This window comes from Catenulispora yoronensis (assembly GCF_039531695.1).
Lineage (GTDB): Bacteria > Actinomycetota > Actinomycetes > Streptomycetales > Catenulisporaceae > Catenulispora > Catenulispora yoronensis.
The window spans coordinates 1-24650 of record NZ_BAAAQN010000077.1 but is presented as its reverse complement, the minus strand read 5'-3'; the positions used below and the strand labels follow the sequence as shown (position 1 = coordinate 24650).

Here is a 24650-nt window from a genome sequence, read left to right as displayed (position 1 = left end):
CGGGGCAATTGGGGCTGGAGTAGGGTTTGGCCGCGAGAGAGAAGACACCGCCCTGGCAGGGCCGTGACGTGCGGGCCACCGGGCCGACCCGGGCAGGCCCGTCGCCGCTGCCCGCCGCTCAGGCATGAACCTCGGGAAGGCAACCTTGAGTCCACACGGCTCCGACCCGTCGCCGCAGCGCACCTCACCGGCGCGGCGATCGCGGCGCGCGAAGCTCGGCGTGCTTGCCGTGGCCGGGCTGGTCGCCATGACCGCCACCGGCTGCAACGTAGACGAAGCGAAGCGGCTCGGAGTTCCCGAGCCGGCCACCAAGGAAGCGCCGATCATCCTGCACCTGTGGCAGGGTTCGTGGATCGCCGCGCTGGCCGTCGGTGCCCTCGTGTGGGGCCTGATCCTGTGGAGCGTCGTCTTCTACCGGCGCAAGCGCACCGGCGTCGAGATCCCGGCGCAGACCCGGTACAACGTGCCGATCGAAGTCCTGTTCACGGTCGTGCCCTTCATCATGATCGCGGTGCTGTTCTTCTTCACGGCCAAGGACGAGTCCAAGCTGCTGCAGCTGCACAAGAACCCCGACGTGAAGGTGAACGTCGTGGGCCGGCAGTGGTCCTGGTCCTGGAACTACAACTACGACGCGGTCACCAAGCAGGAGACCCCGGGCCAGCTGGCGGTCTACGACGCCGGCACCCCGGCCGAGATCCCCGTGCTGTGGCTGCCGGTGAACGAGCGGGTCCGGTTCTCGCTGACCTCGACCGACGTCATCCACTCCTTCTGGGTCCCGAACTTCCTGTTCAAGCTGGACGTGGTGCCCGGCCGGGTGAACCAGTTCGAGCTCACCCCCACCAAGGAGGGCGAGTTCATCGGCCGCTGCGCCGAGCTGTGCGGTGTGGACCACTCCCGGATGCTGTTCAAGGTGAAGGTCGTCTCGGCGGCCGACTACCAGGCGCACCTGCAGGAGCTGGCGAACAAGATCGACCCGGTGACCGGCAAGGGCCAGACCGGTCAGATGCCCGTGGGCTTCAACCCCAACGGCGTCGACCTGCGGCCCGGCCCGCTGACCGGTATCGGCAACGACTCCACAGGGAAAGAAAAGTGACGGCCATCAGTGAACCGCGCGCTGTCAGCGCGCCGCACCAGAGCCGTGTGCCCGGCAACATCGTGGTGAAGTGGCTGACGTCCACCGACCACAAGGTGATCGGGTACATGTACCTCATCACGTCGTTCTGCTTCTTCGGGATCGGCGGCCTGCTGGCCCTGCTGATGCGCGCCGAGCTGGCCCGTCCCGGTCTGCAGTTCCTGACCACGGAGCAGTTCAACCAGGCGTTCACCATGCACGGCACGATCATGCTGCTGATGTTCGCCACGCCGCTGTTCATCGGGTTCGCGAACGTCATCGTGCCGCTGCAGATCGGCGCGCCGGACGTGGCCTTCCCGCGGCTGAACATGTTCGCCTACTGGCTGTTCCTGTTCGGCTCGCTGATCGCCGTCGGCGGCTTCCTCACCCCGCAGGGCGCCGCGGACTTCGGCTGGTTCGCCTACGCGCCGCTGACCGACGCGATCCACTCCCCGGGCATCGGCGCGGACATGTGGATCATGGGTCTGGCGCTGTCCGGCTTCGGCACCATCCTCGGCGGCGTCAACTTCATCACCACGATCATCTGCATGCGCGCGCCGGGCATGACGATGTTCCGGATGCCGATCTTCACCTGGAACATCCTGCTCACCGCGGTGCTGGTGCTGATGGCCTTCCCGGTGCTGGCCGCCGCGCTGTTCGCGCTGGAGGCCGACCGCCGGCTGGGCGCGCAGATCTTCGAGGCCGACAACGGCGGGGCGCTGCTGTGGCAGCACCTGTTCTGGTTCTTCGGGCACCCCGAGGTGTACATCGTCGCGCTGCCGTTCTTCGGCATCATCTCCGAGATCATCCCGGTCTTCAGCCGCAAGCCGATCTTCGGCTACAACACGCTGGTGATGGCGACCATGTCGATCGCCGGCCTGTCGGTGACGGTGTGGGCGCACCACATGTTCACCACCGGCGCGGTGATGCTGCCGTTCTTCGCCTTCATGTCGTACCTGATCGCGGTGCCCACCGGCATCAAGTTCTTCGACTGGATCGGCACCATGTGGCGCGGCTCGCTGAGCTTCGACACGCCGATGCTGTGGTCGGTCGGCTTCCTGGTGACCTTCCTGTTCGGCGGTCTGACCGGCGTGCTGCTGGCCTCCCCGCCGATCGACTTCCACGTGCAGGACTCGTACTTCGTGGTGGCGCACTTCCACTACGTGCTGTTCGGCACCGTGGTGTTCGCGATGAACGCCGGCTTCTACTTCTGGTGGCCGAAGTTCACCGGCAAGATGCTGGACGAGCGGCTGGGCAAGATCCACTTCTGGATCCTGTTCGTCGGCTTCCACACCACCTTCCTGGTGCAGCACTGGCTCGGCGCGGAGGGCATGCCCCGCCGCTACGCCGACTACCTGTCCAGCGACGGGTTCACCACGCTGAACACGATCTCCTCGATCGGTTCGTTCGTCCTGGGCGCCTCGACGCTGCCCTTCCTGTACAACGTGTACATCACCGCCAAGCGCGGCAAGAAGGTCACCGTCGACGACCCGTGGGGCTACGGCCGCTCGCTGGAGTGGGCCACCTCCTGCCCGCCGCCGCGGCACAACTTCCACTCGCTGCCGCGCATCCGCTCCGAGTCCCCGGCCTTCGACCTCCACCACCCGGAGATCGCGGCCCTGGACCTGGGCCACGGCCACGGTAAGAAGCCGGCCGTCGCGGCGCCGACGCAGACCGCGCAGACCGACTCCTCCGAGGGTGGTGCCGAGTGAAGTTCGAAGCCAAGCTGTTCGGGTTCGTCGCCATCTTCCTGATGATCGACGTCCCGGTGTACTGGTGGCTGTCCAAGGACACGGTGGGCACCACCGCACTGTCCATGGCCTTCGGCCTGTGCGCCCTGGTGTGGTTCTACCTGTACTTCACCGCGATCCGCATCGGCCCCCGCCCCGAGGACCGCGACGACGCGGAGATCTCGGAGATGGCCGGCGAACTCGGCTTCTTCTCCCCGCACTCCTGGTGGCCGCTGTACACCGCCGGCTCCGCGGCGATCGCCTTCATGGGCGTCATCTTCGGCTGGTGGCTGCTCCTGGTGGCCGTGCCGTTCGGCGCGTACGCGGTGATCGGGCTGGTGTTCGAGTACTACCGCCGGGAGAACAACCGGTACGGCGAGGCCGGCGCGGGGCACTGAGTGCGCTGTGCGGGTCGTTGTCTGATCGTTTTGTAGTGTGACGTGGCGAGAGCCCGGTTCCAGGCAGACCTGGGGCCGGGCTCTCGTTGTGTTCGGCGCGGGGGGTGCCGGGGCTCGGCGGGGCAACCGTTTTCTGGGCCCGCGGCCACGCCGTCATCCCTGCCTATGACCCCCGTTTCAGCTTCGTCTCGGTTTTGCGCTTCAGTTCGAAACCGAAACAGCCGACCGCGTAGACTCCCTGTTTCGTACCAGGCGTGTAATGAACCGACGATCACCCCGACGCGCACGCAACCCAGGCCCACGCTGCGACGTCTGTAGGGATGTATCGGCCACGACTAGAGACTTTCAGGGAGGGACTCGTGGCACACCAGCTCGGCCAGGGTGGTACCGCGGGCGGACGGCGGCGGCGCCGGGTCGTGGCGCTGACCGCCGCGGCCGCGGCCGTGGCGCTGCTCACAGCGGCCTGCGGCGGCGGATCGACCGGCACCAAGACGGCGACCGCCCCGGTCGGCAACGGACAGACCGCGTCGTCCTCCAGCAGCACCGCGGGCGGCGGGGAGACGCCCGCGGGCGCGAGCCCGTCGTCGTCCTCGGCGCCGCCGATGGTCCTCAGCGCGAACCCGGTGGACGGCACCAAGGCCGCCGATCCCAGCAAGGGGATCCAGATCAGCGCGGCGGGCGGGAAGCTGGAGAGCGTCACCGCCACCGACTCCGGCGGCAAGGCCGTGGCCGGCACGATGGCGGCCGACGGGTCCTCCTGGACCTCCAACGGCAACCTGGCCATATCCAGCAGCTACACGGTCACCGCGAAGGCGCAGGACGCCTCCGGGGCGGAGAAGACCACCACCTCGAAGTTCACCACCCTGACCCCGCAGAAGAAGCTGGGTCTGGACCACTACGTGCCGGACGACGGGACCAAGGTCGGCGTCGGCCAGCCGGTGGCGGTGTTCTTCACCAACGCGCCGAACGAGAAGAACCGCGACGCGGTCGAGAAGGCGATGACCGTCACCACCACGCCGCCCGTCGACGGCGCGTGGAGCTGGGTCGGCGCCAAGGAGGTCGACTGGCGGCCCAAGGACTACTGGCCCTCCGGCACCAAGGTCCAGGTCCACATGGGCCTGAACGGCGTGAAGGCCGGCGACGTCACCTGGGGCTCGTACACCAAGGACTTCTCCTTCACCATCGGCGACTCGATGATCAGCACCGTCGACCTGGTGAAGGACCAGATGACGGTGCGCAAGAACGGCCAGGTCATCAAGACGATCCCGGTCAGCGGCGGCGAAGTGCCCAAGCACCCGACCTGGAGCGGCAAGATGGTGGTCCTGGAGAAGGACGCCACCCTGCAGATGACGTCGGCCTCGGTGAACTTCACCGACGCCTCCGACTTCTACGACCTGAAGGTCCAGTCCGCGGTGAAGCTCACCGACTCCGGCACCTTCCTGCACGCCGCCCCGTGGAACGCGGGCAAGTTCGGCCGCGTCAACGGCAGCCACGGCTGCATTGGCATGGGCCTGGACGACGCCTCCTGGTTCTTCAACCAGACGACGGTCGGCGACGTGGTCGAGGTCCTGAAGTCCCAGAACACCAAGGACAACGTCACCACGAACTCGGCCCCCGGCTTCGACGACTGGAACCTGACCTGGGACCAGTGGCTGAAGGGCTCGGCGACCGGAGTCCAGACCGCGCACTAGAAGTACGCTGATCACAGCAAGTCAAGGGCTGGCCACACTCTGTCAGGGGGTGTGGCTAGCCTTTTGGGTATGACGCTTGCTGTGACGCGTGAACCGCCTTTGGAGCCGCAGGGGCCTTCGGAGCCGCTGGGGCGCTCGAAGCCGCCGGAGCAAGAACCGCCGGACCCGGCCGCTCGCGCCACGCCCGGCACAGCTCCCGGCGTCGGCGCCGCTTCCACCCCCGGACCGGTCGATGAGGCTGTCCTGACCGCCTACGGCATGGTGGAGGCCGCCGGGCTGCTCAGTGGCGTCTCGCTGGAGCTGTGGGAGCACCTGCCCGAGGACTTCTGCCGGGACCATGAGCTTGACCGAGGGCGGCTGATCACCCGCCAGTCCGGCAGCCGCGGACACCAGACGGCATCCCGTCGCCTGGCGAACGCCCTTGAGAAGGCGGCCCGATCAGCGGTCGGCGCAGGAGCCTACGCCTGCCTCACCGTCAACCAGGACGTCGATGTGCGGCTGTGGGACGTCCCGGCGGCGACCGTCCGCCGTCCCGACGTCCTGGTCCACAGATGCCTGGACCCCGGAGCCGACCTGTGGGCCGAGCACCTGCTGCTGGCCGTGGAGATCGTGTCCCCGACCAGCCGGGCGACCGACACCGGCAGGGACAATCCCGACTCCGGATTCGAATCGAAGATGACGCAATACGCCCGCGTCGGCATCAAGCACTACTGGATCGTCCGCCTCAAGCCGGACGACTCGGCGATCGAGTCGATCGAGGAGTGGCGCTCGCTCGACAGGCACCCCGAATACACTCTCGCGGCAGTGTGGACCGCCGAGCCCGACCGTGACGCGGTCGGCACGGAGTCGCCATTCCGGATCGAGATCAGCTGGACCGACCTCGACTTCTAGCCCGCTATGACGCGTGAACCGCCGTTGGAGCTGCCGGGGCCGACGGAGCGGGAACCCGGACCGGTCGACGAGGCCGTCCTGGCCGCCTACGGCATGGTCGAGGCCGCCGGGCTGCTCAGCGGCGTCTCGCTGGAGCTGTGGGAGCACCTGCCCGAGGACTTTTGCCAGGACCATGAGCTCGACCGGGGACGGCTGATCCGCCGCGAGTCGGGAACACCCGGCCACCAGAGCGCTTCGCTGTCGATCGCGATCGTTCTGAAGTCCGCCGCGCGCAAGGCGGTCGCCGCCGAGATGTACTCCTGCCTGCGCGTTTCCCAAGATTTGGACGTCCGCCTCTGGGACGTGCCCTGTGCGACCATCCGGAAGCCCGATGTCCTGGTGTACCGCTGCCTGGAGCCGGGAGCGCGCAGGCTGTGGGCCGGCAACGTGCTGCCCGACGATTCAGCGATCGCCACCATTCAGCGGTTCCGCCTCGTCCAGGACCACGGCGTCTACCTCGACGCGGGGACCTGGACGAACGGCGCGACCGCCGAAGCCGTCCGCACCGACACACCCTTCCCCATCGAAGCGGCCTGGACCGACCTCGACTTCTAGCCCTACCGCTCCCCGACCAACCGTTCCGAAACCTCCACCCACTTCGCCAGCACCCCGGCCGCCGCACCCGAGTCGATGGCCTCCGCGGCCTTCGCCAAGCCGGCGCCCAGCCGCTCCGCGACCGGTGCGTCCGACGGGGTCAGCGCCGCCAGCGCCGCCGCCGACGACAGCAGCACCGCGTCCCGTACCGCGCCGCGTTCGCCGTCCAGCAGGCGGCGGGCCACGCCCGCGTTGAACTCCGGGTCGGCGCCGCGGAGGGCGCTGACGGGGGAGCGGTCGATGCCGACGTCGGTGGGGTCGAAGGTTTCGCGGCGGACTTCGCCGGAGGAGGCGGTCCAGATGCTGGTGGTGGTCGCGACGGAGATCTCGTCGAGGCCGTCGTCGCCGCGGAAGACCAGGGCTTCGACGCCGCGGCGGGCGAAGACGCCGGCCAGGACCGGGGCCATGCGTTCGTCGAAGACGCCGACGGCTGAGGCCTTGGGGCGGGCCGGGTTGGTGAGCGGGCCCAGGAAGTTGAAGAAGGTGGGGATCGCCAGTTCCTTGCGGGCCACGCCCGCGTGGCGGAGGGAGGCGTGGAAGACCGGGGCGAAGCAGAAGGTGATGCCGACTTCCTTGGCGACCTGGGCCACGGCCTCCGGGGCCAGGTCCAGGCGGACGCCCAGGCGTTCCAGGACGTCGGCGGCGCCGGAGGCGGAGGAGGCCGCGCGGTTGCCGTGCTTGACCACGGTGGCGCCGGCGCCGGCCGTGACGATCGCCGACATCGTGGAGATGTTGACGGTCTGCGCGCGGTCGCCGCCGGTGCCGACGATGTCGACGGTTGCCCCCGGTACGTCGATGAGCAGGGCGTGGGTGTACATCGAGGTCACGAAGCCCTCGATCTCGTCGACCGCCTCGCCCTTCGCCCGCAGCGCCACGGCCAGCCCCGCGACCTGCGTCGGGGTGGCCTCGCCGGTCATCACGCGGTCCATGGCCCAGGCCGCGTCGGCGACCGAGAGGTCCTCGCGGCGGAGGACCGCCGACAGGAGCTCGGGCCAGGTGCGCTGCTCGGTCATCGGCGGTTCGCCTCCGTCTCTACGGAACGTCTCTATAGAACGCCAATAGGCATCCTCTATAGAGACACTCTCTATAGAGGCTCACTGAGCGGAACCCTACGCCGCGACCCGCTTGGCGATGCGCTCCCGGACCAACTCCGCGACCGAGTCTGCCAGCGCGACCGGGTCGATCGGGTGCGGTGTCCACGCCTCGGCCCGCGACCACGTCGCCAGCCATCCGTCCTGCGGCCGCCCGGTCAGCACCAGCACCGGCGGGCACTGGTAGACCTCGTCCTTCAGCTGGCGGCACACGCCCATCCCGCCGGCCGGGGTGGCCTCCCCGTCCAGGATCAGGATGTCGAAGCCGCCCTTGTCCACGGCGCCGACCACGGCGTCGGCCGTCGCGAACTCGGCGGTCCGGATCGGCGGGAGGTCGGCGGCGACCCGGCGCCCCAGCGCCATGACGACCTTCTCCCGCGTGGTCGAGTCATCGCTGTAGACGAGGACCTTGATCGCGGGCTGCTCGCTGGCCGTACCAGCGGACGCTTGCTGGTTGTTCATGCGGTGGAGCTTACTCGGCGTGCTTGCTCCGCTTCCAGACGGTCAAGCCGTCGATCTTCGCGCTCGGCCTCCCGCTGGGACTGCTTGGCCCACTGCACCGCCAGCACGATGAAGACCAGGAATCCGACCAGGTCCCCGGACCCCCACAGGATCCCGCCGGCCGCGTGCTGGTCGGTCAGCGGGTCCGAGCCCCACTGCCGCAGCTGGAACAGCGGCGTGTAGTAGGACGCCGCGATCAGGTCGTTGTCCTGCATGATCGTCAGGCCCAGGATCGCGTGGAACGGCAGCGTGGCGAAGATCGCCAGCAGCCGGAACGGGTACGGCAGCCGGTTCGGCACCGGGTCCACGCCCAGCAGCGGCCAGAACCACAGCGAGCCGATCAGCACGAAGTGCAGGTGCGTGACCTCGTGCAGGTACGTGTTCTCCAGCGTCGCCTGGTACCACCCGGTGAAGTACAGGGCGAACGGCGTGGCCACGAACAGGATCCCGGCCACCAGCGGGAACGACAGGATCCGCGCGACCCAGGAGTGCAGCAGCGCCATCAGCAGCTTGCGTCCGCGCAGTGGCAGCGTCCGCAGCGCCAGCGTCACCGGCGCGCCCAGGCACAGGAACACCGGCGTGACCATGGACAGGATCATGTGCTGGATCATGTGCACGCTCATCAAGGTGTCGTCGTACGTCCCCAGACAGGACATCGTCGCGATCACCATCGTGCCCAGCCCGCCGGCCACGAAGGCCACGGTCCGGCCGATCGGCCACTTGTCACCCCGGCGGGTGAGCGTGGACACCCCATAGAGGTACAGCCCGCCGATCGCCACGATCACCGCCGCGAGCCACGGGTCCACGCTCCACGCGGTGAGGATCCGCCCCCCGGTCAGGGGCGGCTGGAGGTCGCCGCCGGACGCGGCGAAGAGGTCTGCTGATAGCGGGCTCACCCGTCCAGCGTAGAACCCGCCCCACCTCGATCCTCACCCAGGTCCGACATGTCCGGCCGCGGCGGTCCCGCGGCGGAAGTGGAAGGACACTGAGCGTGGCCGGACGGGGCCGGGAACCGATCGGCCCGCCCCGGCGTTAACTCGATCGGCCCCATACGCACAGGACACTGGTTCCTTAACACCCACCCCCGGCGTGTGCCCGCCTTGGGGTGACGACATAATGGCGGCCGTGGCGACAGCAACTGCAACTACTCAAGCGGGGCAGGCCCACCGCCTGCCCAACCGGCCGAACCTGGTCAGCGTCGGGACGATCGTCTGGCTGAGCTCGGAACTGATGTTCTTCGCGGCGCTGTTCGCGATGTACTTCACGATCCGCTCGGTGCACGGGTCGCAGTACTTCGTGGAGCAGGCCAAGCACCTGAACATGTCCCTGGCCGTGCCGAACACCACGATCCTGGTGCTGTCCTCGGTGACCTGCCAGATGGGCGTGTTCGCGGCCGAGCGTGGGGACGTGCGGAAGCTGCGGAGCTGGTTCATCCTCACCTTCATCATGGGCGCGGTCTTCGTCGCCGGCCAGGTGTGGGAGTACTCGGCCCTGGTGAAGGAGAACCTGACGATCTCGGCCAACGCCTGGACGTCCGTGTTCTACCTCACCACCGGTTTCCACGGCATGCACGTGACCGGCGGCCTGCTCGCGTTCCTGCTGGTGCTGGGCCGGACCTACCTGGCCAAGCGCTTCACCCACGACCAGGCCACCTCCGCGATCGTCGTGTCGTACTACTGGCACTTCGTCGACGTGGTGTGGATCGGCCTGTTCTTCGTCATCTACATCATGAAATGACCCGGACCAGTGGAATCGGTAAGGAATCCTCTGTCGTGAACACGCTCTCGGCACGACGACGCCATCCGCTGGCCGCGTTCGTCGTCCTCTTCCTCGCGCTGGGCCTCATCGGCGCGACCTACGCCACCCTGGGCTCGACCCAGGCGAAGGCGTCGTCCTCGACCGCCACGCCGGACGAGCTCGCCAAGGGGCAGAAGCTCTTTCAGTCCGCCTGCTCGTCCTGCCACGGCTTGCAGGGACAGGGCGTGCAGGGCTCGGGCCCGTCGCTGATCGGAGTCGGCCAGGCCGCAGTCGACTTCCAGGTCGGCACCGGCCGGATGCCCGCGATGCAGATCGGCCCGCAGGTCGCCGCCAAGCCGCCGGTCTACAGCCCGGACGACATCGCCGCGATGGCGGCCTACATCGGCTCCCTGGGCACCGGTCCGGACGTTCCGACGCCCGACCTGTACACCCCCGCGGACCCGAACAGCGCGGAGTACAAGGCCTCCGTCGCCAACGGCGGCGTGCTGTTCCGCACCAACTGCTCGCAGTGCCACAACGTGGCCGGGGCCGGCGGCGCGCTGACCGACGGCAAGTTCGCCCCGTCGCTGCGCGAGACCTCCGAGAAGCACATCTACGAGGCCATGCTCACCGGCCCGCAGAACATGCCGATCTTCGGCGACAAGGTGATGACCCCGCAGGACAAGCGGGACATCATCGCCTACCTGGTGGACAGCCGCTCGCAGGCCGGCAGCCCCGGCGGTCTGGACCTGGGCTCGATCGGCCCGGTGTCCGAAGGCCTGTTCGTCTGGACCATCGTGCTCGGCCTGCTGATCGTGTTCACCTGCTGGATCGGTGCGCACACCACCAAGGCGTCCCGCGCCCGCGTCGCCCACTTCGAGGCGACGACCGGGAAGGACGCGACGAACAATGAGTGATCGGGACATGTCAACGGACCACCTGCCTGAAAGTGTCGGCGGGGCGGGCCACGGCACCTTGACGAAGGACGCCGCGGCGGTCGACCCCTTCCAGGACCCGGGCCTGCCGGAGCACCGGCCCCGGGTCACCGATCTGGACCCCAGGGCTGCCAAGCGCGCCGAGCGCCAGGTCGCCCTGCTGTTCCTGATCGCCATCGCCGGCCTGGTCGGCTCGCTGTTCTGCTACACGCTGATCTCGAACACGGCGGTCGTCCGGATCACCGGACTGGGCACGGTCAACGCCAACAACCTGGCGCTCGGCCTGTGCCTGGGCTTCGCGTTCCTGGCCCTGGGCGCCGGCGCGATCCACTGGGCCCGGACCCTGATGACCGACGTGGACCTGGTCCAGGAGCGGCACCCGATGCGGTCGGACCCCGAGAGCACCGCGTTCGCGGTCTCGGAGTTCAAGCAGGGCGTCGCGGACTCCGGCTTCACCAAGTACCCGCTGATCCGCCGGTCGCTGCTGACCGCGATGCTGGTGCTGCCGCTGCCGGCGGTCTGGCTGCTGCGCGACCTCGGGCCGATGCCCAAGGACAACCTGCGCAAGACGCTGTGGGCCGAGGGCCAGAAGCTGGTGAACCCCAACACCAAGCAGCCGCTGAAGGCCGAGGACATCACGGTCGGCACGCTGGCCATGGCGAACCCGGAGCAGATCTACTCCCCGGAGCAGAAGGACGAGTTCGTCGACCAGCTGGCCAAGGCCGCGGTGCTGGTCGTGCGGCTTCCGCAGGAGGCGCTGAAGGGCTCCGAGGCGCAGAAGAAGAAGCAGTGGGACTGGTCGGTGGACGGCATCATGGCGTTCTCCAAGATCTGCACCCACGTCGGCTGCCCGGTCGCGCTGTACGAGCAGCAGACGCACCACATGCTCTGCCCGTGCCACCAGTCGACCTTCGACCTGTCCGACGACGGCCGCGTGATCTTCGGCCCGGCGGCGCGCTCGCTGCCGCAGCTGCCGATCCGCGTCAACGAGAACGGTGAGCTGGTCGCGGTCAGCGACTTCCGCGAGCCGGTGGGCCCGAGCTTCTGGGAGCGCGGATGAGCGCCACGACCGCCCCGGTGACCGGGGACAAGGACCGCGAAGAGACCAAGACCGACCCGGTGTCGCGCTGGGCGGACGAGCGGCTCAGCATCTACAAGGGCAGCAAGAACCTGCTCCGCAAGGTCTTCCCGGACCACTGGAGCTTCCTGCTCGGCGAGATCGCGCTGTTCTCGTTCATCCTGATCCTGCTGTCGGGCGTGTTCCTGACGCTGTGGTTCAAGCCGAGCATGGCCGAGGTCGAGTACCACGGCTCGTACTACCCGCTGAACGGCGTGTCGATGTCCGAGGCCTTCGCCTCGACGCTGCACATCTCGTTCGACGTCCGCGCCGGGCTGCTGATGCGCCAGGTGCACCACTGGGCCGCCCTGATCTTCATCATGGCGATCATGGTGCACTCGCTGCGCATCTTCTTCACCGGCGCGTTCCGCAAGCCGCGCGAGATCAACTGGCTCATCGGCTTCACGCTGATGATCCTGGGCCTGCTGGAGGGCTTCGCCGGCTACTCGCTGCCGGACGACCTGCTCTCCGGCACCGGACTGCGCATCGCCTCCGGCGTGGTGCTGGCGATCCCGATCGTCGGCACGTACCTGTCGTACTTCCTGTTCGGCGGCGACTTCCCCGGCCACGACTTCATCCCGCGGCTGTTCACCATCCACGTGCTGCTGGTGCCGGCGCTGATCGTCGGCCTGGTCACCGCGCACCTGATCCTGGTGTTCGTGCAGAAGCACACCCAGTGGGCCGGGCCGGGCAAGACCAACGAGAACGTGGTCGGCCTGCCGCTGCTGCCGGTGTACACCGCCAAGGCCGGCGGGTTCATGTTCGTGATCTTCGGCGTGGTCTTCCTGCTGGCGGGCCTGGTGCAGATCAACCCGATCTGGGCCTACGGACCGTACACACCGGACCAGATCAGCGCGGGTTCCCAACCGGACTGGTACATCGGCTTCCTCGAAGGCTCCCTTCGCATGATGCCGAACTGGGAGTGGAACATCTGGGGCCACACGCTGTCCTTCAACGTGCTGATCCCGTCGCTGATCGTCCCGGGCATCCTGTTCACCGGCATGGCCCTGTGGCCGTTCTTCGAGCAGTGGGTCACCGGCGACAAGCGGGAGCACCACCTGCTGGACCGCCCGCGCAACCGCCCGACCCGCACCGCGGTCGGCGTCGCCGGCATCACGTTCTACGGCGTGCTGTGGCTCGGCGGCGGCAACGACCTGATCGCGACCCACTTCCACCTCTCGGTGGAGTCGCTGACCTGGACCTTCCGCGTCCTGGTCTTCCTGGGCCCGATCATCGCCTTCTGGAGCACCAAGCGCATCGCGCTGGGCCTGCAGCGCCGGGACAAGGACAAGATCCTGCACGGCCGCGAGACCGGCATCATCAAGGTCTCGCTGGACGGCGAGTTCTCCGAGGTCCACGAGCCGCTGTCGGCCGGCGAGCGGTTCCGCCTGACCGCGCACGAAGTGCAGAAGCCGCTGGAACTCGGCCCCGCCACGGACGAGAACGGCGTGCCGCGCCCGGGCGGCCGGTCGCTGAAGCTGCGCGCGAAGGCCTCGAAGGCCATGTTCTCCGACCACGTCGAGACGACGGTCGAGGAGTACAAGGAGATCGAGGCCGGTCACGGACACCACTGAGGTGCGCTGAAGCAGTTCGCTGTCACACGTCGCAGGGGTCCCGCCTTCGGGCGGGGCCCTTGTGGCTTTCCCGGAGGTCGGCGACCTGACCAACAGGACATGACGAAGGGGACCGCACACCTTTGTGCGGTCCCCTTCGGGTCTAGCAGTGCCTTACAGCGCCCAGGACTACCAGCGGCGGTCGCGCGGCGGACGGCTGTCGTTGCCGCCGCTGTAGCCACCGCGCGGACGGCCGAACGCGGTGCGCTCGGGGCGCTCCTGCGTGGTGTCCCGGTCGCCGTAGCCACGGCGGTCCTGGGAGCCGTTGCGGTCGTTGTAGGGGCGGGAGGAGCCGGCGTTGCGGTCCCGGTCGCCGAACGAGCGACGCTCGCCGCCCGCGCCACCGCTCGCGCCACCCCGGTCGAAGCCGCGGTTCTGGGAGCCGTTGCGGTCCCGGTCGCCGTAGGGGCGACGCTCGCCGTTGAAGCCGCCCCGGTCGCGGTCGCCGAACGAACGACGCTCGCCACCGGCGTTGCGGTCGAAGCCGCCGCGGTTCTGGGTGCCGCGCTCGCCGCCGCCGTAGGACCGACGCTCGCCACCGCCGAAGCCGCCGCGGTCACCGCGGTCGCCCCGGTCGTTGAACGGACGACGTTCGCCGCCGAAGCCACGGTCCTGCGAACCATTGCGGTCGCGGTCGCCGAACGAGCGGCGCTCGCCGCCGGCGTTGCGGTCGAAGCCGCCGGCCCCGCCCCGGTCACCCCGGTCGCGGTCGCCGAACGGACGGCGCTCGCCACCCGCGTTGCGGTCGAAGCCGCCACGGTTCTGGGTACCGCGGTCGCCGCCGTTGAAGCCGCCCCGGTCGCGGTCGCCGAACGAACGACGCTCGCCACCGGCGTTGCGGTCGAAGCCACCGCGGTTCTGGGTGCCGCGCTCGCCGCCGGCGCCACCAGTGCCGCCGGCACCGCCCCGGTCACCCCGGTCGCCGAACGAGCGGCGCTCGCCGTTGAAGCCGCTACGGTCGTTGCGGTCGCCCCGGTCGTTGCGGTCGCCGAAGCTCCGGTTGGCGCCGTTGAAGCCGCCCCGGTCGCCGCGGTCATTACGGTCGTTCCGGTCGCCGAAGCCCCGGCTCGCGCCGGACCGCTCCCCGCCGAACTCGCGGTTCCGGTCGCGGTCGAAGCCGCGGTCGTGGGACCCGGCCGGGTTCCGGTCGAAGCGGCGCTCGCCGTTGAAGCCGTCGCGGTCGCCGAACGAGCGGCGCTCGCCGCCGTAGCCGCCGCGCTCGCCGCCGTAGCCGCCGCGGTTGCGGTCGAAGCCGCCGCGGTCGCCGCCGAAGCCGCGGTCGCGGTCCCGGTCGCCGAAGCCCCGGTCCCGGCGGAAGCCGTCGCGGCCGCCGCGGAAGTTGTCGCGGCTGTGCCCGTCCCGGCCGCCCTCGGCCATCCGCGCGTCGCGCGCGGCACGCCGCGCCGAGTGGTACGCGTCGGCCTCGGCGACGTACTCCGCCACCGGACGGCCGCCGGTCAGCGCGCGCAGCGTCTCCGAGCTCGGGGCGACCTTGGTCAGCTCCGCCTCGACGCCGGCCTGCTCCAGCAGCCGCATCGTGCTCTTGCGCTGCTTGGGCAGCACCAGGGTGACCACGGTGCCGCTCTCGCCGGCCCGGGCGGTGCGGCCGGCGCGGTGCAGGTAGTCCTTGGGGTCGCCGGCCGGGTCGACGTGCAGGACCAGGTCGATGCCGTCGACGTGGATGCCGCGGGCGGCGACGTCGGTGGCGACCAGGACCGGGACCCGGCCCTCCTTGAAGTCGGCCAGGGTCTTGGTGCGGGCCCGCTGGGTCATGCCGCCGTGCAGGGCCAGGGCCGAGACGCCGTGCTCGCGGATCTTCTCCGCGATGCGGTCGGCGCCCAGCTTGGTGCGGGCGAACAGGATGGTGCGGCGGTCGTCGGCGCCCGGGGTGTGCCGGGCCGCGATCTCCGCGGTGATCAGGGCCTTGTCGGTGGGCTCGACGATCAGCAGGTGGTGGTCCATGCGGGTCGGCTCGTCGTCGTCCGGGGTCACCGAGTGCAGCACCGGGTCGGTCATGTACTGGCGGACCAGCTCGTCCACCGCGCCGTCCAGGGTGGCCGAGAACAGCAGCCGCTGGCCGGCCGGGTCGGTCTGGGACAGCAGCTCGGAGACGATCGGCATGAAGCCCATGTCGGCCATCTGGTCGGCCTCGTCCAGGATGGCGATCGCGACCTCGGACAGGTCGCACTCCTCCTGCTCGATCAGGTCGGTGAGTCGGCCGGGGGTGGCCACCAGGATCTCGACGCCGCGGCGCAGCGCGAAGACCTGCTTGTACATCGGCGCGCCGCCGTAGACCGCGGCGATGTCGGCACCCACGGCGTAGCCGTAGGGCTCCAGCGCCTCGGTGACCTGCATGGCCAGCTCCCGGGTCGGGACCAGGACCAGGGCCAGCGGCTTGCCCTTGCGGGCCCGCTTGCCGTTCAAGTTGGCCAGCGCCGCCAGGCCGAAGGCCAGCGTCTTGCCGGAGCCGGTGCGGGCCTTGCCCAGCACGTGCCGGCCGGCCAGGGCGTCCGGGATGGTCGCGGCCTGGATCGGGAAGGTGTTCTGCACGCCGTTCTCGGCCAGCTTCTTCACCAGCGCCTCGGGCAGGCCCAGCTCGGTGAAGGCGACCGGGTCGGCGTCGGTGGACGCGTCGTCGGCAGCGTCGTCGTCGGCGGGCTCGGCCTCGTCGTTCTCGTCGGAGAACTCGTCGTCCTCGTCGTCTTCCTCGTCGTCGAAGCCGTCGGCGTCGAGGTCGGATTCGGCGTCGGACTCGGCGACGGCGATGTCTTCGAGGTCGGTGGTGATGGTGTCGTGGTCGACGGAGGCGGTGTCGGAGATCCCCGCAGCCTCGGACGTCTCGGTGAACGACTCCTCCACGCCGTCGAGGCGCGCGAGATCGTTCTCAGGGGTGAATTCGGACATGGCTGTAGGAAGCCCTCTCGAGGTGCGGACACGTCCTCAGGGGCGTACGAGCGCATGGCGTGCGCCGCAGCGGTTGCACAGAACGGTCACAAAGGCGGCCTGGTCCCGGTGTTGGACGACCAGGTATGGGCGATAGCCGCGCCTGAAGTGGCGATCCCGGGAGATGGCAGTTCCCCGGAACCCACTGAGTTCTGTGTCACATACGATCAGGCCGGTTTCCGACCGGCCTGTTAGGTGACCTGTTCCCGCGCAGCGTTCGCTAAGATTCGATCCATCGTAACGGCCACCCCGGTGTTTTCCCGAATCGAGCAGGTCAGGCCCTCCGGTCGGGGTCCTTCAACTCGGCCGGCGGCGGCCCGGACAGCGGGTCCACCCGCTCCAGGTGCCCCCACCAGATCAGCCGGTAGGTCGAGGCCCACTCCGGGGTGCAGGTGGTGAGCGTGAGGTACCGCCCCGGCTTGGTGTACGGCCCGCCCTTCGGCACCGGCGCGATGGTCCCGATGTTGGCCGGATCGGTCTGCGGCAGCTCCTTGTCGAGCGTGTAGACGAACCAGCCGTGCGAGGTCTCGACCACCACGTGGTCCCCGGCTTGGAGCTCGTTGATGTACCGGAACGGCTCGCCGTAGGTGCGCCGGTGCGCGGCCACGGCGAAGTTCCCGGTCGCGTCCCACGGCATCGCGGTCTTCGGCGTGGTGTAGTGCCCGACGGCGCCCTTGTCGAGAACCTTCTCCTTGTCAGTGCCCTCCATGATCGGGATGTCGGCCTTCCCGATCGCCGGGATCGTCATCAGTCCGAAGCCCTCGCTGGGGGCGAACGTCGTCGGCGGCGGCTGCGCCGGCCCGGAGGGGTTCGCGCCGCCGCCCGGATTCAGCTGCTGCTGGAACTGCTGCTGGATCTTGCTGCTCTCCGCCGACGCGGCCTTGTGCGCCTCGACGTTGGTCCACCACAGCGTGTAGACGACGTACAGCGCCAGCACCGCGCCGAACGTGATGAGGACCTCGCCGAACCCGGACAGCAGACGCAGCCTGCGCTGGAGCCGGCGGTCGGTGCGGGCGGTGGCGCGCTCGTCGGTGCGGGTGCCCGGGGCGGCGGTCTCAGGGTCCTGTTCGGGGTTCTGATCAGGGTCCTGCTCGGGGTCCTGCTCATGGTCCTGCTCGTGGGCGGTCTCCGGCTGCGGTTCCTCGACGATGCGCGGTATCACCTGGGTGGCGGAGTCGTCGGGCGACTCGCGCGGCGCTTCCGGCACCGGGTCCTGCAGTGGTTCTTCCGGCTCCGACACGGCCGGGACGGAGAATGCCCCCCGGAAGCGCTCGTCGCCGCCGGGCTTACTGAAGTTCACGTCGTCTGCCCTCACAGTGGCATCAAACTTAGCCGACGATCATTCCTCCGGTGGGCTGTATCCCGAATGCCGTGGCCCGCTCGGTGCTTCCCATTCGGACGGCGGCGGCGTCGGCGCGGTCTGCGGCTGCCGCCTCCGCTGCCAGAGCACATAGCCGCCACCGCCGACGAGCACCAGCAGGCCGATGAAAAGCACAGGGCTGACACCGCCACTGCTCCCGCCGCCCTTGCCCCCTGTGCTGCCGGCCAGGTTCGCGGTCCCGGCCGTGGACAAGGGATTGGTGGGCCACTGCTGTGCCGTGTCGGTCGGGATCGCCGGACCGCCGGAGGTCGCGAGTCCGGAGTCGGACGGCGCGCCGGCGGTGGATCCGTCGGTCGCCGATCCGTCGGCTGGAGCCGTTGCTGCTCCGGTCGCCGAACCCGAGCCCGCCCCGGAGGGCGCGGTTGCCGTGCCCGATCCCGCCGATCCGGCCGATCCGGCCGAGTCCGAGGGCTGCGAAGCCGGTGACGACGCCGACCGCGGGCTGGCCGGCGCGCTGCGCGGCGGCTGGTTCGCCGGGAACATCGCCTCGAACCCGGGCAGCGCCGCCGGATCCACCGGCGGCAGGCTCAGCGCCTGCACCGGCTGGATGATCCCGAATCCGAGCTGGTCGGTGTGCGGATAGCCGGACACCGGGTTGATCGAGCCCGCCTCCTGCGCCACGACCTGCCGCGCGGGCCAGTTCCCGTGGTCGGCGCGGAGCAGCGCGGCCAGCGCGGCCACGTACCCGGCGGCGGTCGCCGTGTCGGTGCCGTACGCCGCCATCGTGACCTGCGGTCCGTAGGACGACGTGCTCAGCGGCGCGCCCGAGGCGTCGGCGGCGGCGACGTTCACGATCCCCGGTGACCGGGACGGCATCGGCCCCGAGGTGTCCCCGGCGGCAGCTACCGCGAGCGCGCCGCCGCCCACCGTGTTCGGGTCCACGGACGCGTCGGCGACGACCACGATCGCGCCGGACGCCGTCCCGGGCCGCACCGTGGCCTCCGGCGCCAGCGCCCGCGCCGCGCACACCGCCTCGGCGACCCGGTCCGGGCTGCCGACGACGCCGATGGTGACGCCCAGGCCCTTGGTGCCCGCGACCGACCAGGCGCGCGAGGCGTTGAAGGCCAGCAGCGCGGCCTGGGCGTCGGGGCACGGACCGGCGACGGCCGCCGCCCGGGCCGGGGCCGCCGGCCCGACCACGCCCACGCCCACACCGACGCCCGCACCGACGGCCAGCGTCAGGCCGAGGCCCAGGGCCGGCCCGGCCACGCGGCCCACCGCCGCCACACTCCTTCTCAGCACACGCTGACGCTACCCGAACGGATGGGGCGTCACGCGCCTGCGTGCCGTCCCGACCACGTCCACGCGTACGCCGGGTCCTCGCACGCGGTCCCGCCCTCGCCGATCTCCAGCGGCCGGAACGTGTCCACCATCACCGCGAGCTCGTCGAAGAACTCCACGCCGATCGACCGCTCCGCGGCGCCGGGCTGCGGTCCGTGGGTCAGCCCCGAGGGATGCAGCGAGATCGAGCCCTGCCCGATGCCCGAGCCGCGGCGCGCCTCGTAGTTGCCGCCGGTGTAGAACAGCACCTCGTCGGAGTCGACGTTGTGGTGGTTGTACGGGACCGGGATCGACAGCGGGTGGTAGTCCACCTTGCGCGGTACGAACGAGCAGATCACGAAGTTCGGGCCCTCGAACGTCTGGTGCACCGGCGGCGGCTGGTGCACGCGGCCGGTCAGCGGCTCGAAGTCGGCGATGTTGAACGCGTACGGGTACAGGCAGCCGTCCCAGCCGACCACGTCGAACGGGTGGTGCGCGTAGGTCAGCCTGGTGCCGCCGGACCGGTGCCGCACCAGGACCTCGACGTCCTCGCCCGCGGTCCGCAGCGGCTCCGACGGCGAGCGCAGGTCCCGCTCGCAGTACGGTGACGACTCCAGGAACTGGCCCTTCGCCGACAGGTAGCGCTTCGGCGGGCCGATATGGCCGGTGGCCTCGATCACGAACAGGCGCAGCGGCTCCCCGGCGGCGTCGGGCGACGGCACCCAGCGGTGGATCGTCGAGGTCGGCAGTATGACGTAGTCGCCCTGCCCGACCTCCAGCGCGCCGAAGGACGTCTCCACGACCCCGGAGCCGGACTCGACGTACACGCACTCGTCGCCTATGGCGTTCCGGTAGAGCGGCGAGGCCTCGGTGGCCGCGACATAGGACAGCCGGACGTCGCCGTTGCCGAGCAGCAGGTGCCGTCCGGTTACAGCGTCGAGGCCCGATCCGTCGAGCTTGTGGGTCATGAAGTGGCGCGGCTTCAGGGGCCGGTTCGGCGCCGCCGACTCGATCGGCCCCGGCGGCTCCCACTCCGCCGAGTCGACGATCGCCGTGGGCAGTCCGTGGTGGTAGAGCAGCGCGGAGTCGGAAGAGAAGCCCTCGACGCCCATCAGCTCCTCGGAGTAGAGGGCCCCGTCCGGACGCCGGAACTGGGTGTGGCGCTTGCGCGGGATCTCGCCCACGGCGCGGTAGAAAGGCATCGCTCCGCCTCCTCGGGTGTTCGATAATCGGACGCCGCTGTCCGCTCTCTTCGACCATGGGCTACCGTGGCGAGCATGTCAACCGCCGACCCCGGCGCCCTCGGCGTCCTCCTGGCAGAGCTGATCGACGACGCCGCGCTGTTCCCGCCCGGCGACGCCCCCATCACCGACGCGGTCCCGGCGCACCTGGTGCTCGACGCGTCCGTCCACAGCGGCCTGCTCGGCCGCTTCCTGTGCCCGGTCTCCAAGCTGCCGGACCTCAAGCCGCTGCTCGACGCGGACGAGGACCTGCGGCTCGGGCTGATCGCCGACACCGGCCTGGACGGCCTGCTGGCCGCCTTCGACGAGATCGACGGCGACGACCGGCTGATCCTGGAGACCGCCGAGATCCGGCACCCCGGCGATCGGCTGGACGAGTTGGAGGACCGGCTTCCGTACGGGGTCGAGGCCTATGTCGAGATCGCGACGGCCGACCTGCGCGCGCTGCTGCCCACGTTGACCGGGCGAGACCTGCTGCACGCCAAGCTGCGTACCGGCGGTCTGACGGCCGAGGCTTTCCCGACGCCGCTGGCGGTCGCGGAGTTCTTGGTCGGCTGCGCGGATCTGGAGGTCGGGTTGAAGTGCACGGCCGGCCTGCATCACGCGGTTCGGCACACGGATCCGGCGACCGGTTTCACGCACCATGGCTTCGTCAACGTGCTGCTCGCGGCGGCGCGGGCGAGTGATGGGGCGGAGATCGAGGAGGTGCAGGACGTGCTGGCTGTCACTGATGCCGCGGAGCTGGCCGAGCGGGTCAAGGCACTGACTGTGGAGGACGCGGCCAGGACGCGGGATCTGTTCCACGGGTTCGGGTCGTGCAGTTTTGAGGAGCCGATCGAGGATCTGGTGGGGTTGGGGTTGTTGCCGGGGTCGCTGGGGTAGCGGTTTTGGCGGCTCTGGCGCCTTCGTGCCAGTTGGTTTTGCTTTGCCTGCGTTGCTTGCGTTTCCTGCGTTACTTGCTTTCGTACCGTCTGCCACCGCACCGCCCGCACCGCCCGCACCGCGGCGACGAGAAGGACTGCCATGACACAGCCCTCCTGGGTTCAGATCCCGCCCCTGTCCGACTTCCCGATCGAGAACCTGCCCTACGGCGTCGCGACGCACGGCGAGCGGCCGGCGCACGTGGTCACGCGGCTCGGCGACTCCGTCGTCAGCCTCGGCGCCCTGGCCCTCAACGGGCTGCTGGACGGCACCATCGAGGAGCCGGCCGCGTACTTCGCCATCGGCACCCTGAACCCGTTCATGGCGCTCGGCGCCCCGGCCTGGGCCGCGGTCCGGGAGCGGCTCACCGAGCTGTTCACCGACCCCAAGCACCGCGCGGCGGTCGAGCCGTTCCTGGTGCCGCTCGGTGATGTCGTTCTCTACCTGCCCTTCCAGGTCGCCGACTACGTGGACTTCTACTCCTCCGAGGACCACGCCACCAACCTGGGCCGGATCTTCCGCCCGGACGGCGAGGCCCTGATGCCGAACTGGAAGCACCTGCCGATCGGCTACCACGGCCGCTCCGGCACCGTTCTGCCGTCCGGCACCCCGATCCTGCGGCCTTCGGGCCAGCGCAAGGCGCCCACGGACGAGGAGCCGCGCTTCGGCCCCAGCGTCCGCCTGGACATCGAGGCCGAGGTCGGCTTCGTCGTCGGTACTCCGTCGCCGCTGGGCCGCCCGGTCCGGGTCGAGGAGTTCGCCGAGCACGTCTTCGGCGTGGTGCTGGTCAACGACTGGTCCGCCCGCGATATCCAGGCCTGGGAGTACGTCCCGCTGGGCCCGTTCCTGGGCAAGTCCTTCGCCACCTCGGTGTCCCCGTGGGTGGTGCCGCTGGCCGCGCTCCAGGACGCGCGGGTCGCGCCGCCGTACCAGGACCCGGTTCCGCTGCCGTATCTTCAGGGCGAGACCTGGGGCTATGACATTGCCTTGGAGATCACGCTCAACGGCAGCACGGTTTCCCGTCCGCCGTTCGCCGGGCTGTATTGGACTCCGGCTCAGCAGTTGGCGCATATGACCGTCAATGGCGCGAGCCTGCGCACTGGGGACTTCTACGCTTCTGGAACCGTCTCCGGGCCGCTGCCGGATCAGCGCGGCTCGCTGATCGAGCTGACGTGGAACGGTACGGAGCCGCTGGCCCTGGCTGACGGGTCTACTCGGAGCTTCCTGGTCGACGGTGACACTGTGGCGATCAGCGGTGTGGCGCCTGGGCCGAATGGTGCGCGTATTGGGTTCGGCGAGGTTGTCGGGACGATTCAGTCGGCGGTGTCGTACTGAGGTGATTTTCGGGTGGTGAGCCGTTCTGAAGTGATTTCCGGGTGGTGAGCCGTTCGGCGAGTGCGGTGAGCTCGGGTTCGGACCTGCCGTTGGCAGGTAGGTAGTCGGGCATTCGGAGCCCCGCGATCGTTGCGGGCGCCGGGGCGGCGCGGGGGGCTGGGGAGGTTGCCGAGACCGCCGGGATCGCCGAGGTCGCCGAGGTCGCGGGCGTTGTGGGCGTTGTGGGCGCCGGGCCAGGCTAGGGCAGCGGGTCTATCAGGGTCGTGCGAAGCCCAGTGATGTGGGCGTCGGTGAGCCCGTGGGCCAGGAGGTAGCCCTCGATCGAGCCGTGGGAGTTCCGCATCCGTTGCAGCGCGCCGAGGATCAGCTCGGGAGGGCAGGCCAGGGCCTGGCCGTTGAGGCGTTGGCCGAGGCCGGTGGCTGCCTTGAGCTGCTCGACGGCGTGCGTGAACTCCTCGGCGAGGAAGGCGCTGGTGAGGTGGTAGTCCTCGGCGATGATGTCGTCGGCGACGCCGAGCAGGGACAGGACCATCGCGACCACGACGCCGGTGCGGTCCTTGCCGGCGGAGCAGTGGACGAGGATCGGCTGGGCCTCCGCGGTGGCGACCTGCGCGACGGCGGCGGCGAGGGCCGGTCCGCATTCGTCGACCATGTGGTCGTAGACGCTTTGGAGTTCCTCGGGGGCCTTGCCGAAGGAGTCCCCTGTGACGCGGAACACAGGCATGCGGAGGACGGCTATGCCGGTGCCGTCGAGGGCGTCGGGGGACAGGCGGGCTTCGAAGTCCTCACGGAGGTCGACCACGGTGCGCAGGGTGAGGTCCGCGAGGAGGGCCCGGGCCTCGTCGTCGAGGCGGTGGAGGGCGTCGCCGCGGAGGAGGATGCGGGCGCGGACGGTGCCGCCGGTGGCGGGGTAGCCGCCTACGTCGCGGACGTTGAAGGTGCCGGGGAGGGGGATGCGGCGGTGGGTGGGGGGAGGGGGAGGAGTGGGGGGAGCTGAAGGAGCTGAAGGAGCGGGGGGAGCTGCCGCTTTCGCGGTTGCTTTGGCTGCCGCTTGGGCTGTTGCTTCGGCTGCCGCTTTGGCTGTTGCTTCGGTGAGGGATTCGTCTGCTGGCGGTGCTGGTATTGAGGTCGGGGTCCCCTCTGTTGGTGTGGTCACCGCCACACCGTACCGGCGCGATGCGGCGCGTCGCCCGCACCCCCGGCGAAAGCCGCGGTTACCACAAGGTATCCTGACCCTTACCGCGTAGGGCCTTCGACGACGTCAGGGGGCTTGGGTGCCGAGGAGCTGGCGACCTGCCAAACATCGGAAGCGCGATCACGGCGCTTCCCGAGCCGCCGCGCGCCCGGACGGGATTCCAGACCCGCTCGAGCGCGTCGTCACCGCCGGATTCGCGGTGGTGCCGGCCGCCGCACCACGTGGGGGGAGCTGTAGTTGCGACCGGGTCGGGTGCCCCACACCGGCCGCGCACCCGTTGTCACGAGCCTGGCAGGTGGAGGCCGGGACGGATCTGGAGCAGCTCGCACGATGGCGGGTGCGACATCCCGAGGCCAACTACGTGACGCCTACCGGTAAGACCCACTCGGTACTTGATGTCCCGGAGCGCGTAGGAGTCGACGCGCTTCAGCGGATTCTGGTGGCGGGAATGGCCCCGGGCCCGGTAGCGGAGGTCGAGGGCAGGTATCTGTTTTTTGTCGCACCGCGCACCCTGCCGGACGTCGACGGGGGTGATGGGGATGGCGATGATGATGATGAGTGGTGGTCGAGCTCGCTGGACTGCCGCCCGGACACGCTTGAGGAGCATCCGGGACTGCGGTGGCACGACCGGGGGAGTTATGTGTTCGTGCCACCGTCGGTGAGCATGTCGGGACGGACGGCGCGGTGGGTGTACTGGCCGGTTGAGGGGACGCCGCTGCCGGATGCGGTGGTGGTGTTGGAGGTGCTGGCTGATGTGATTGCGGAGTTTTCGACGGCTTGAGGTGGGGGGAAGATCTAAATCAAAGACATCCCTGGAGTTAGGGCTGTCAAGTGGTGATGGGTTCGTGCTGGTTTGTCCAGGCGGTGGCTTCGTCGTAGAGGGTGCCGGTTTTCAGGCAGCCGTGCAGGATCCCGACGAGGCGGTT

Annotated in this window: 21 protein-coding genes; 13 read left to right on the top strand and 8 right to left on the bottom strand. The window is 69.7% G+C overall.

What is annotated here, in order from left to right; translation table 11 throughout:
* Positions 1-145 precede the first annotated feature (145 nt).
* The 6 genes from ctaC (at position 146) to ABD481_RS40740 (ending at position 6415) form a co-directional block, all read left to right on the top strand.
* Positions 146-1093, top strand: a complete 948-nt coding sequence (gene ctaC, locus ABD481_RS40765) for an aa3-type cytochrome oxidase subunit II (RefSeq protein ID WP_344671261.1) — start codon at positions 146-148, stop codon at positions 1091-1093.
* Positions 1090-2823: an aa3-type cytochrome oxidase subunit I gene (gene ctaD / locus ABD481_RS40760; RefSeq protein WP_344671260.1), complete on the top strand. Its 1734-nt coding sequence runs from the start codon at positions 1090-1092 to the stop codon at positions 2821-2823. The genes ctaC and ctaD overlap by 4 nt, the downstream gene beginning before the upstream one ends.
* Positions 2820-3239, top strand: a complete 420-nt coding sequence (locus ABD481_RS40755; protein WP_344671259.1) for a cytochrome c oxidase subunit 4 — start codon at positions 2820-2822, stop codon at positions 3237-3239. Before ctaD ends, ABD481_RS40755 begins: the two co-directional genes overlap by 4 nt.
* 359 nt (positions 3240-3598) lie before the next feature.
* On the top strand, positions 3599-4930 hold the full coding sequence (locus ABD481_RS40750; RefSeq protein ID WP_344671258.1) for a L,D-transpeptidase: 1332 nt from the start codon (positions 3599-3601) through the stop codon (positions 4928-4930).
* A 69-nt stretch (positions 4931-4999) separates the two neighbouring features.
* The gene (locus ABD481_RS40745; RefSeq protein ID WP_344671257.1) at positions 5000-5821 is read left to right on the top strand and encodes a Uma2 family endonuclease; all 822 of its coding nucleotides are present in this window, start codon (positions 5000-5002) and stop codon (positions 5819-5821) included.
* 6 nt (positions 5822-5827) lie between these two features.
* Complete coding sequence (locus tag ABD481_RS40740) at positions 5828-6415, top strand: hypothetical protein (RefSeq protein WP_344671256.1); 588 nt, start codon at positions 5828-5830, stop codon at positions 6413-6415.
* A 2-nt stretch (positions 6416-6417) separates the two neighbouring features.
* Here ABD481_RS40740 and trpD read toward each other — a convergent pair whose 3' ends face one another.
* The 3 genes from trpD to ABD481_RS40725 form a co-directional block, all read right to left on the bottom strand.
* Positions 6418-7467 carry an anthranilate phosphoribosyltransferase gene (trpD, locus tag ABD481_RS40735; RefSeq protein ID WP_344671255.1) on the bottom strand — a complete coding sequence of 350 codons (1050 nt, stop codon included), beginning with the start codon at positions 7465-7467 and terminating at the stop codon, positions 6418-6420.
* Positions 7468-7563: 96 nt separating this feature from the next.
* Positions 7564-8007: a DNA-binding transcriptional response regulator gene (locus tag ABD481_RS40730; protein WP_344671254.1), complete on the bottom strand. Its 444-nt coding sequence runs from the start codon at positions 8005-8007 to the stop codon at positions 7564-7566.
* Positions 8004-8942, bottom strand: a complete 939-nt coding sequence (locus tag ABD481_RS40725; RefSeq protein ID WP_344671253.1) for a cytochrome c oxidase assembly protein — start codon at positions 8940-8942, stop codon at positions 8004-8006. Before ABD481_RS40725 ends, ABD481_RS40730 begins: the two co-directional genes overlap by 4 nt.
* 220 nt (positions 8943-9162) lie before the next feature.
* On the opposite strand from ABD481_RS40725, the gene ctaE reads away from it, so the two are divergent.
* From ctaE to qcrB, 4 genes are read left to right on the top strand one after another with little or no spacing between them, the layout of a single operon-like run.
* Positions 9163-9783 (top strand): aa3-type cytochrome oxidase subunit III, encoded by a 621-nt coding sequence (gene ctaE, locus ABD481_RS40720; RefSeq protein ID WP_344671252.1) that lies wholly within the window; start codon positions 9163-9165, stop codon positions 9781-9783.
* A 35-nt stretch (positions 9784-9818) separates the two neighbouring features.
* Complete coding sequence (qcrC, locus tag ABD481_RS40715) at positions 9819-10700, top strand: cytochrome bc1 complex diheme cytochrome c subunit (RefSeq protein ID WP_344671251.1); 882 nt, start codon at positions 9819-9821, stop codon at positions 10698-10700.
* Positions 10693-11778, top strand: a complete 1086-nt coding sequence (gene qcrA / locus ABD481_RS40710; RefSeq protein ID WP_344671250.1) for a cytochrome bc1 complex Rieske iron-sulfur subunit — start codon at positions 10693-10695, stop codon at positions 11776-11778. The genes qcrC and qcrA overlap by 8 nt, the downstream gene beginning before the upstream one ends.
* On the top strand, positions 11775-13409 hold the full coding sequence (gene qcrB / locus ABD481_RS40705; protein ID WP_344671249.1) for a cytochrome bc1 complex cytochrome b subunit: 1635 nt from the start codon (positions 11775-11777) through the stop codon (positions 13407-13409). The genes qcrA and qcrB overlap by 4 nt, the downstream gene beginning before the upstream one ends.
* A gap of 168 nt (positions 13410-13577) precedes the next feature.
* Here qcrB and ABD481_RS40700 read toward each other — a convergent pair whose 3' ends face one another.
* The 4 genes from ABD481_RS40700 to ABD481_RS40685 all read right to left on the bottom strand — a co-directional run bounded on the left by ABD481_RS40700 (position 13578) and on the right by ABD481_RS40685 (position 20234).
* Positions 13578-16352, bottom strand: coding sequence for a DEAD/DEAH box helicase (locus ABD481_RS40700; protein WP_344671248.1), 2775 nt, complete (start codon positions 16350-16352; stop codon positions 13578-13580).
* Positions 16353-16665: 313 nt separating this feature from the next.
* Positions 16666-17706, bottom strand: a complete 1041-nt coding sequence (locus ABD481_RS40695) for a class E sortase (RefSeq protein WP_344671247.1) — start codon at positions 17704-17706, stop codon at positions 16666-16668.
* Between the two features lie 24 nt (positions 17707-17730).
* Entirely contained in the window at positions 17731-19014 is a 1284-nt protein-coding gene (locus ABD481_RS40690; RefSeq protein WP_344671246.1) for a hypothetical protein, read from the bottom strand.
* Between the two features lie 29 nt (positions 19015-19043).
* Complete coding sequence (locus ABD481_RS40685) at positions 19044-20234, bottom strand: homogentisate 1,2-dioxygenase (protein ID WP_344671245.1); 1191 nt, start codon at positions 20232-20234, stop codon at positions 19044-19046.
* A gap of 75 nt (positions 20235-20309) precedes the next feature.
* Here ABD481_RS40685 and ABD481_RS40680 point away from each other — a divergent pair, with 75 nt between their 5' ends.
* Entirely contained in the window at positions 20310-21155 is an 846-nt protein-coding gene (locus ABD481_RS40680; RefSeq protein WP_344671244.1) for a hypothetical protein, read from the top strand.
* A gap of 141 nt (positions 21156-21296) precedes the next feature.
* The gene (gene fahA, locus ABD481_RS40675) at positions 21297-22529 is read left to right on the top strand and encodes a fumarylacetoacetase (protein ID WP_344671243.1); all 1233 of its coding nucleotides are present in this window, start codon (positions 21297-21299) and stop codon (positions 22527-22529) included.
* A 238-nt stretch (positions 22530-22767) separates the two neighbouring features.
* On the opposite strand, the gene ABD481_RS40670 is transcribed toward fahA, so the two are convergent.
* Positions 22768-23685, bottom strand: a complete 918-nt coding sequence (locus tag ABD481_RS40670) for a tyrosine-protein phosphatase (protein ID WP_344671242.1) — start codon at positions 23683-23685, stop codon at positions 22768-22770.
* A 118-nt stretch (positions 23686-23803) separates the two neighbouring features.
* Here ABD481_RS40670 and ABD481_RS40665 point away from each other — a divergent pair, with 118 nt between their 5' ends.
* Positions 23804-24505, top strand: coding sequence for a bifunctional DNA primase/polymerase (locus ABD481_RS40665; RefSeq protein WP_344671241.1), 702 nt, complete (start codon positions 23804-23806; stop codon positions 24503-24505).
* Positions 24506-24650 lie beyond the last annotated feature (145 nt).

Excerpts from the sequence above, each read along its gene's own strand:
- ABD481_RS40740 (WP_344671256.1), top strand. The coding sequence starts at position 5,828 with ATGACGCGTGAACCGCCGTTGGAGCTGCCGGGGCCGACGGAGCGGGAA.
- trpD (WP_344671255.1), bottom strand. The coding sequence starts at position 7,467 with ATGACCGAGCAGCGCACCTGGCCCGAGCTCCTGTCGGCGGTCCTCCGC.
- ABD481_RS40745 (WP_344671257.1), top strand. The coding sequence starts at position 5,000 with ATGACGCTTGCTGTGACGCGTGAACCGCCTTTGGAGCCGCAGGGGCCT.
- ABD481_RS40700 (WP_344671248.1), bottom strand. The coding sequence starts at position 16,352 with ATGTCCGAATTCACCCCTGAGAACGATCTCGCGCGCCTCGACGGCGTG.
- ABD481_RS40730 (WP_344671254.1), bottom strand. The coding sequence starts at position 8,007 with ATGAACAACCAGCAAGCGTCCGCTGGTACGGCCAGCGAGCAGCCCGCG.
- ABD481_RS40685 (WP_344671245.1), bottom strand. The coding sequence starts at position 20,234 with ATGCCTTTCTACCGCGCCGTGGGCGAGATCCCGCGCAAGCGCCACACC.
- fahA (WP_344671243.1), top strand. The coding sequence starts at position 21,297 with ATGACACAGCCCTCCTGGGTTCAGATCCCGCCCCTGTCCGACTTCCCG.
- ctaE (WP_344671252.1), top strand. The coding sequence starts at position 9,163 with ATGGCGGCCGTGGCGACAGCAACTGCAACTACTCAAGCGGGGCAGGCC.
- qcrA (WP_344671250.1), top strand. The coding sequence starts at position 10,693 with ATGAGTGATCGGGACATGTCAACGGACCACCTGCCTGAAAGTGTCGGC.
- qcrB (WP_344671249.1), top strand. The coding sequence starts at position 11,775 with ATGAGCGCCACGACCGCCCCGGTGACCGGGGACAAGGACCGCGAAGAG.
- ABD481_RS40680 (WP_344671244.1), top strand. The coding sequence starts at position 20,310 with ATGTCAACCGCCGACCCCGGCGCCCTCGGCGTCCTCCTGGCAGAGCTG.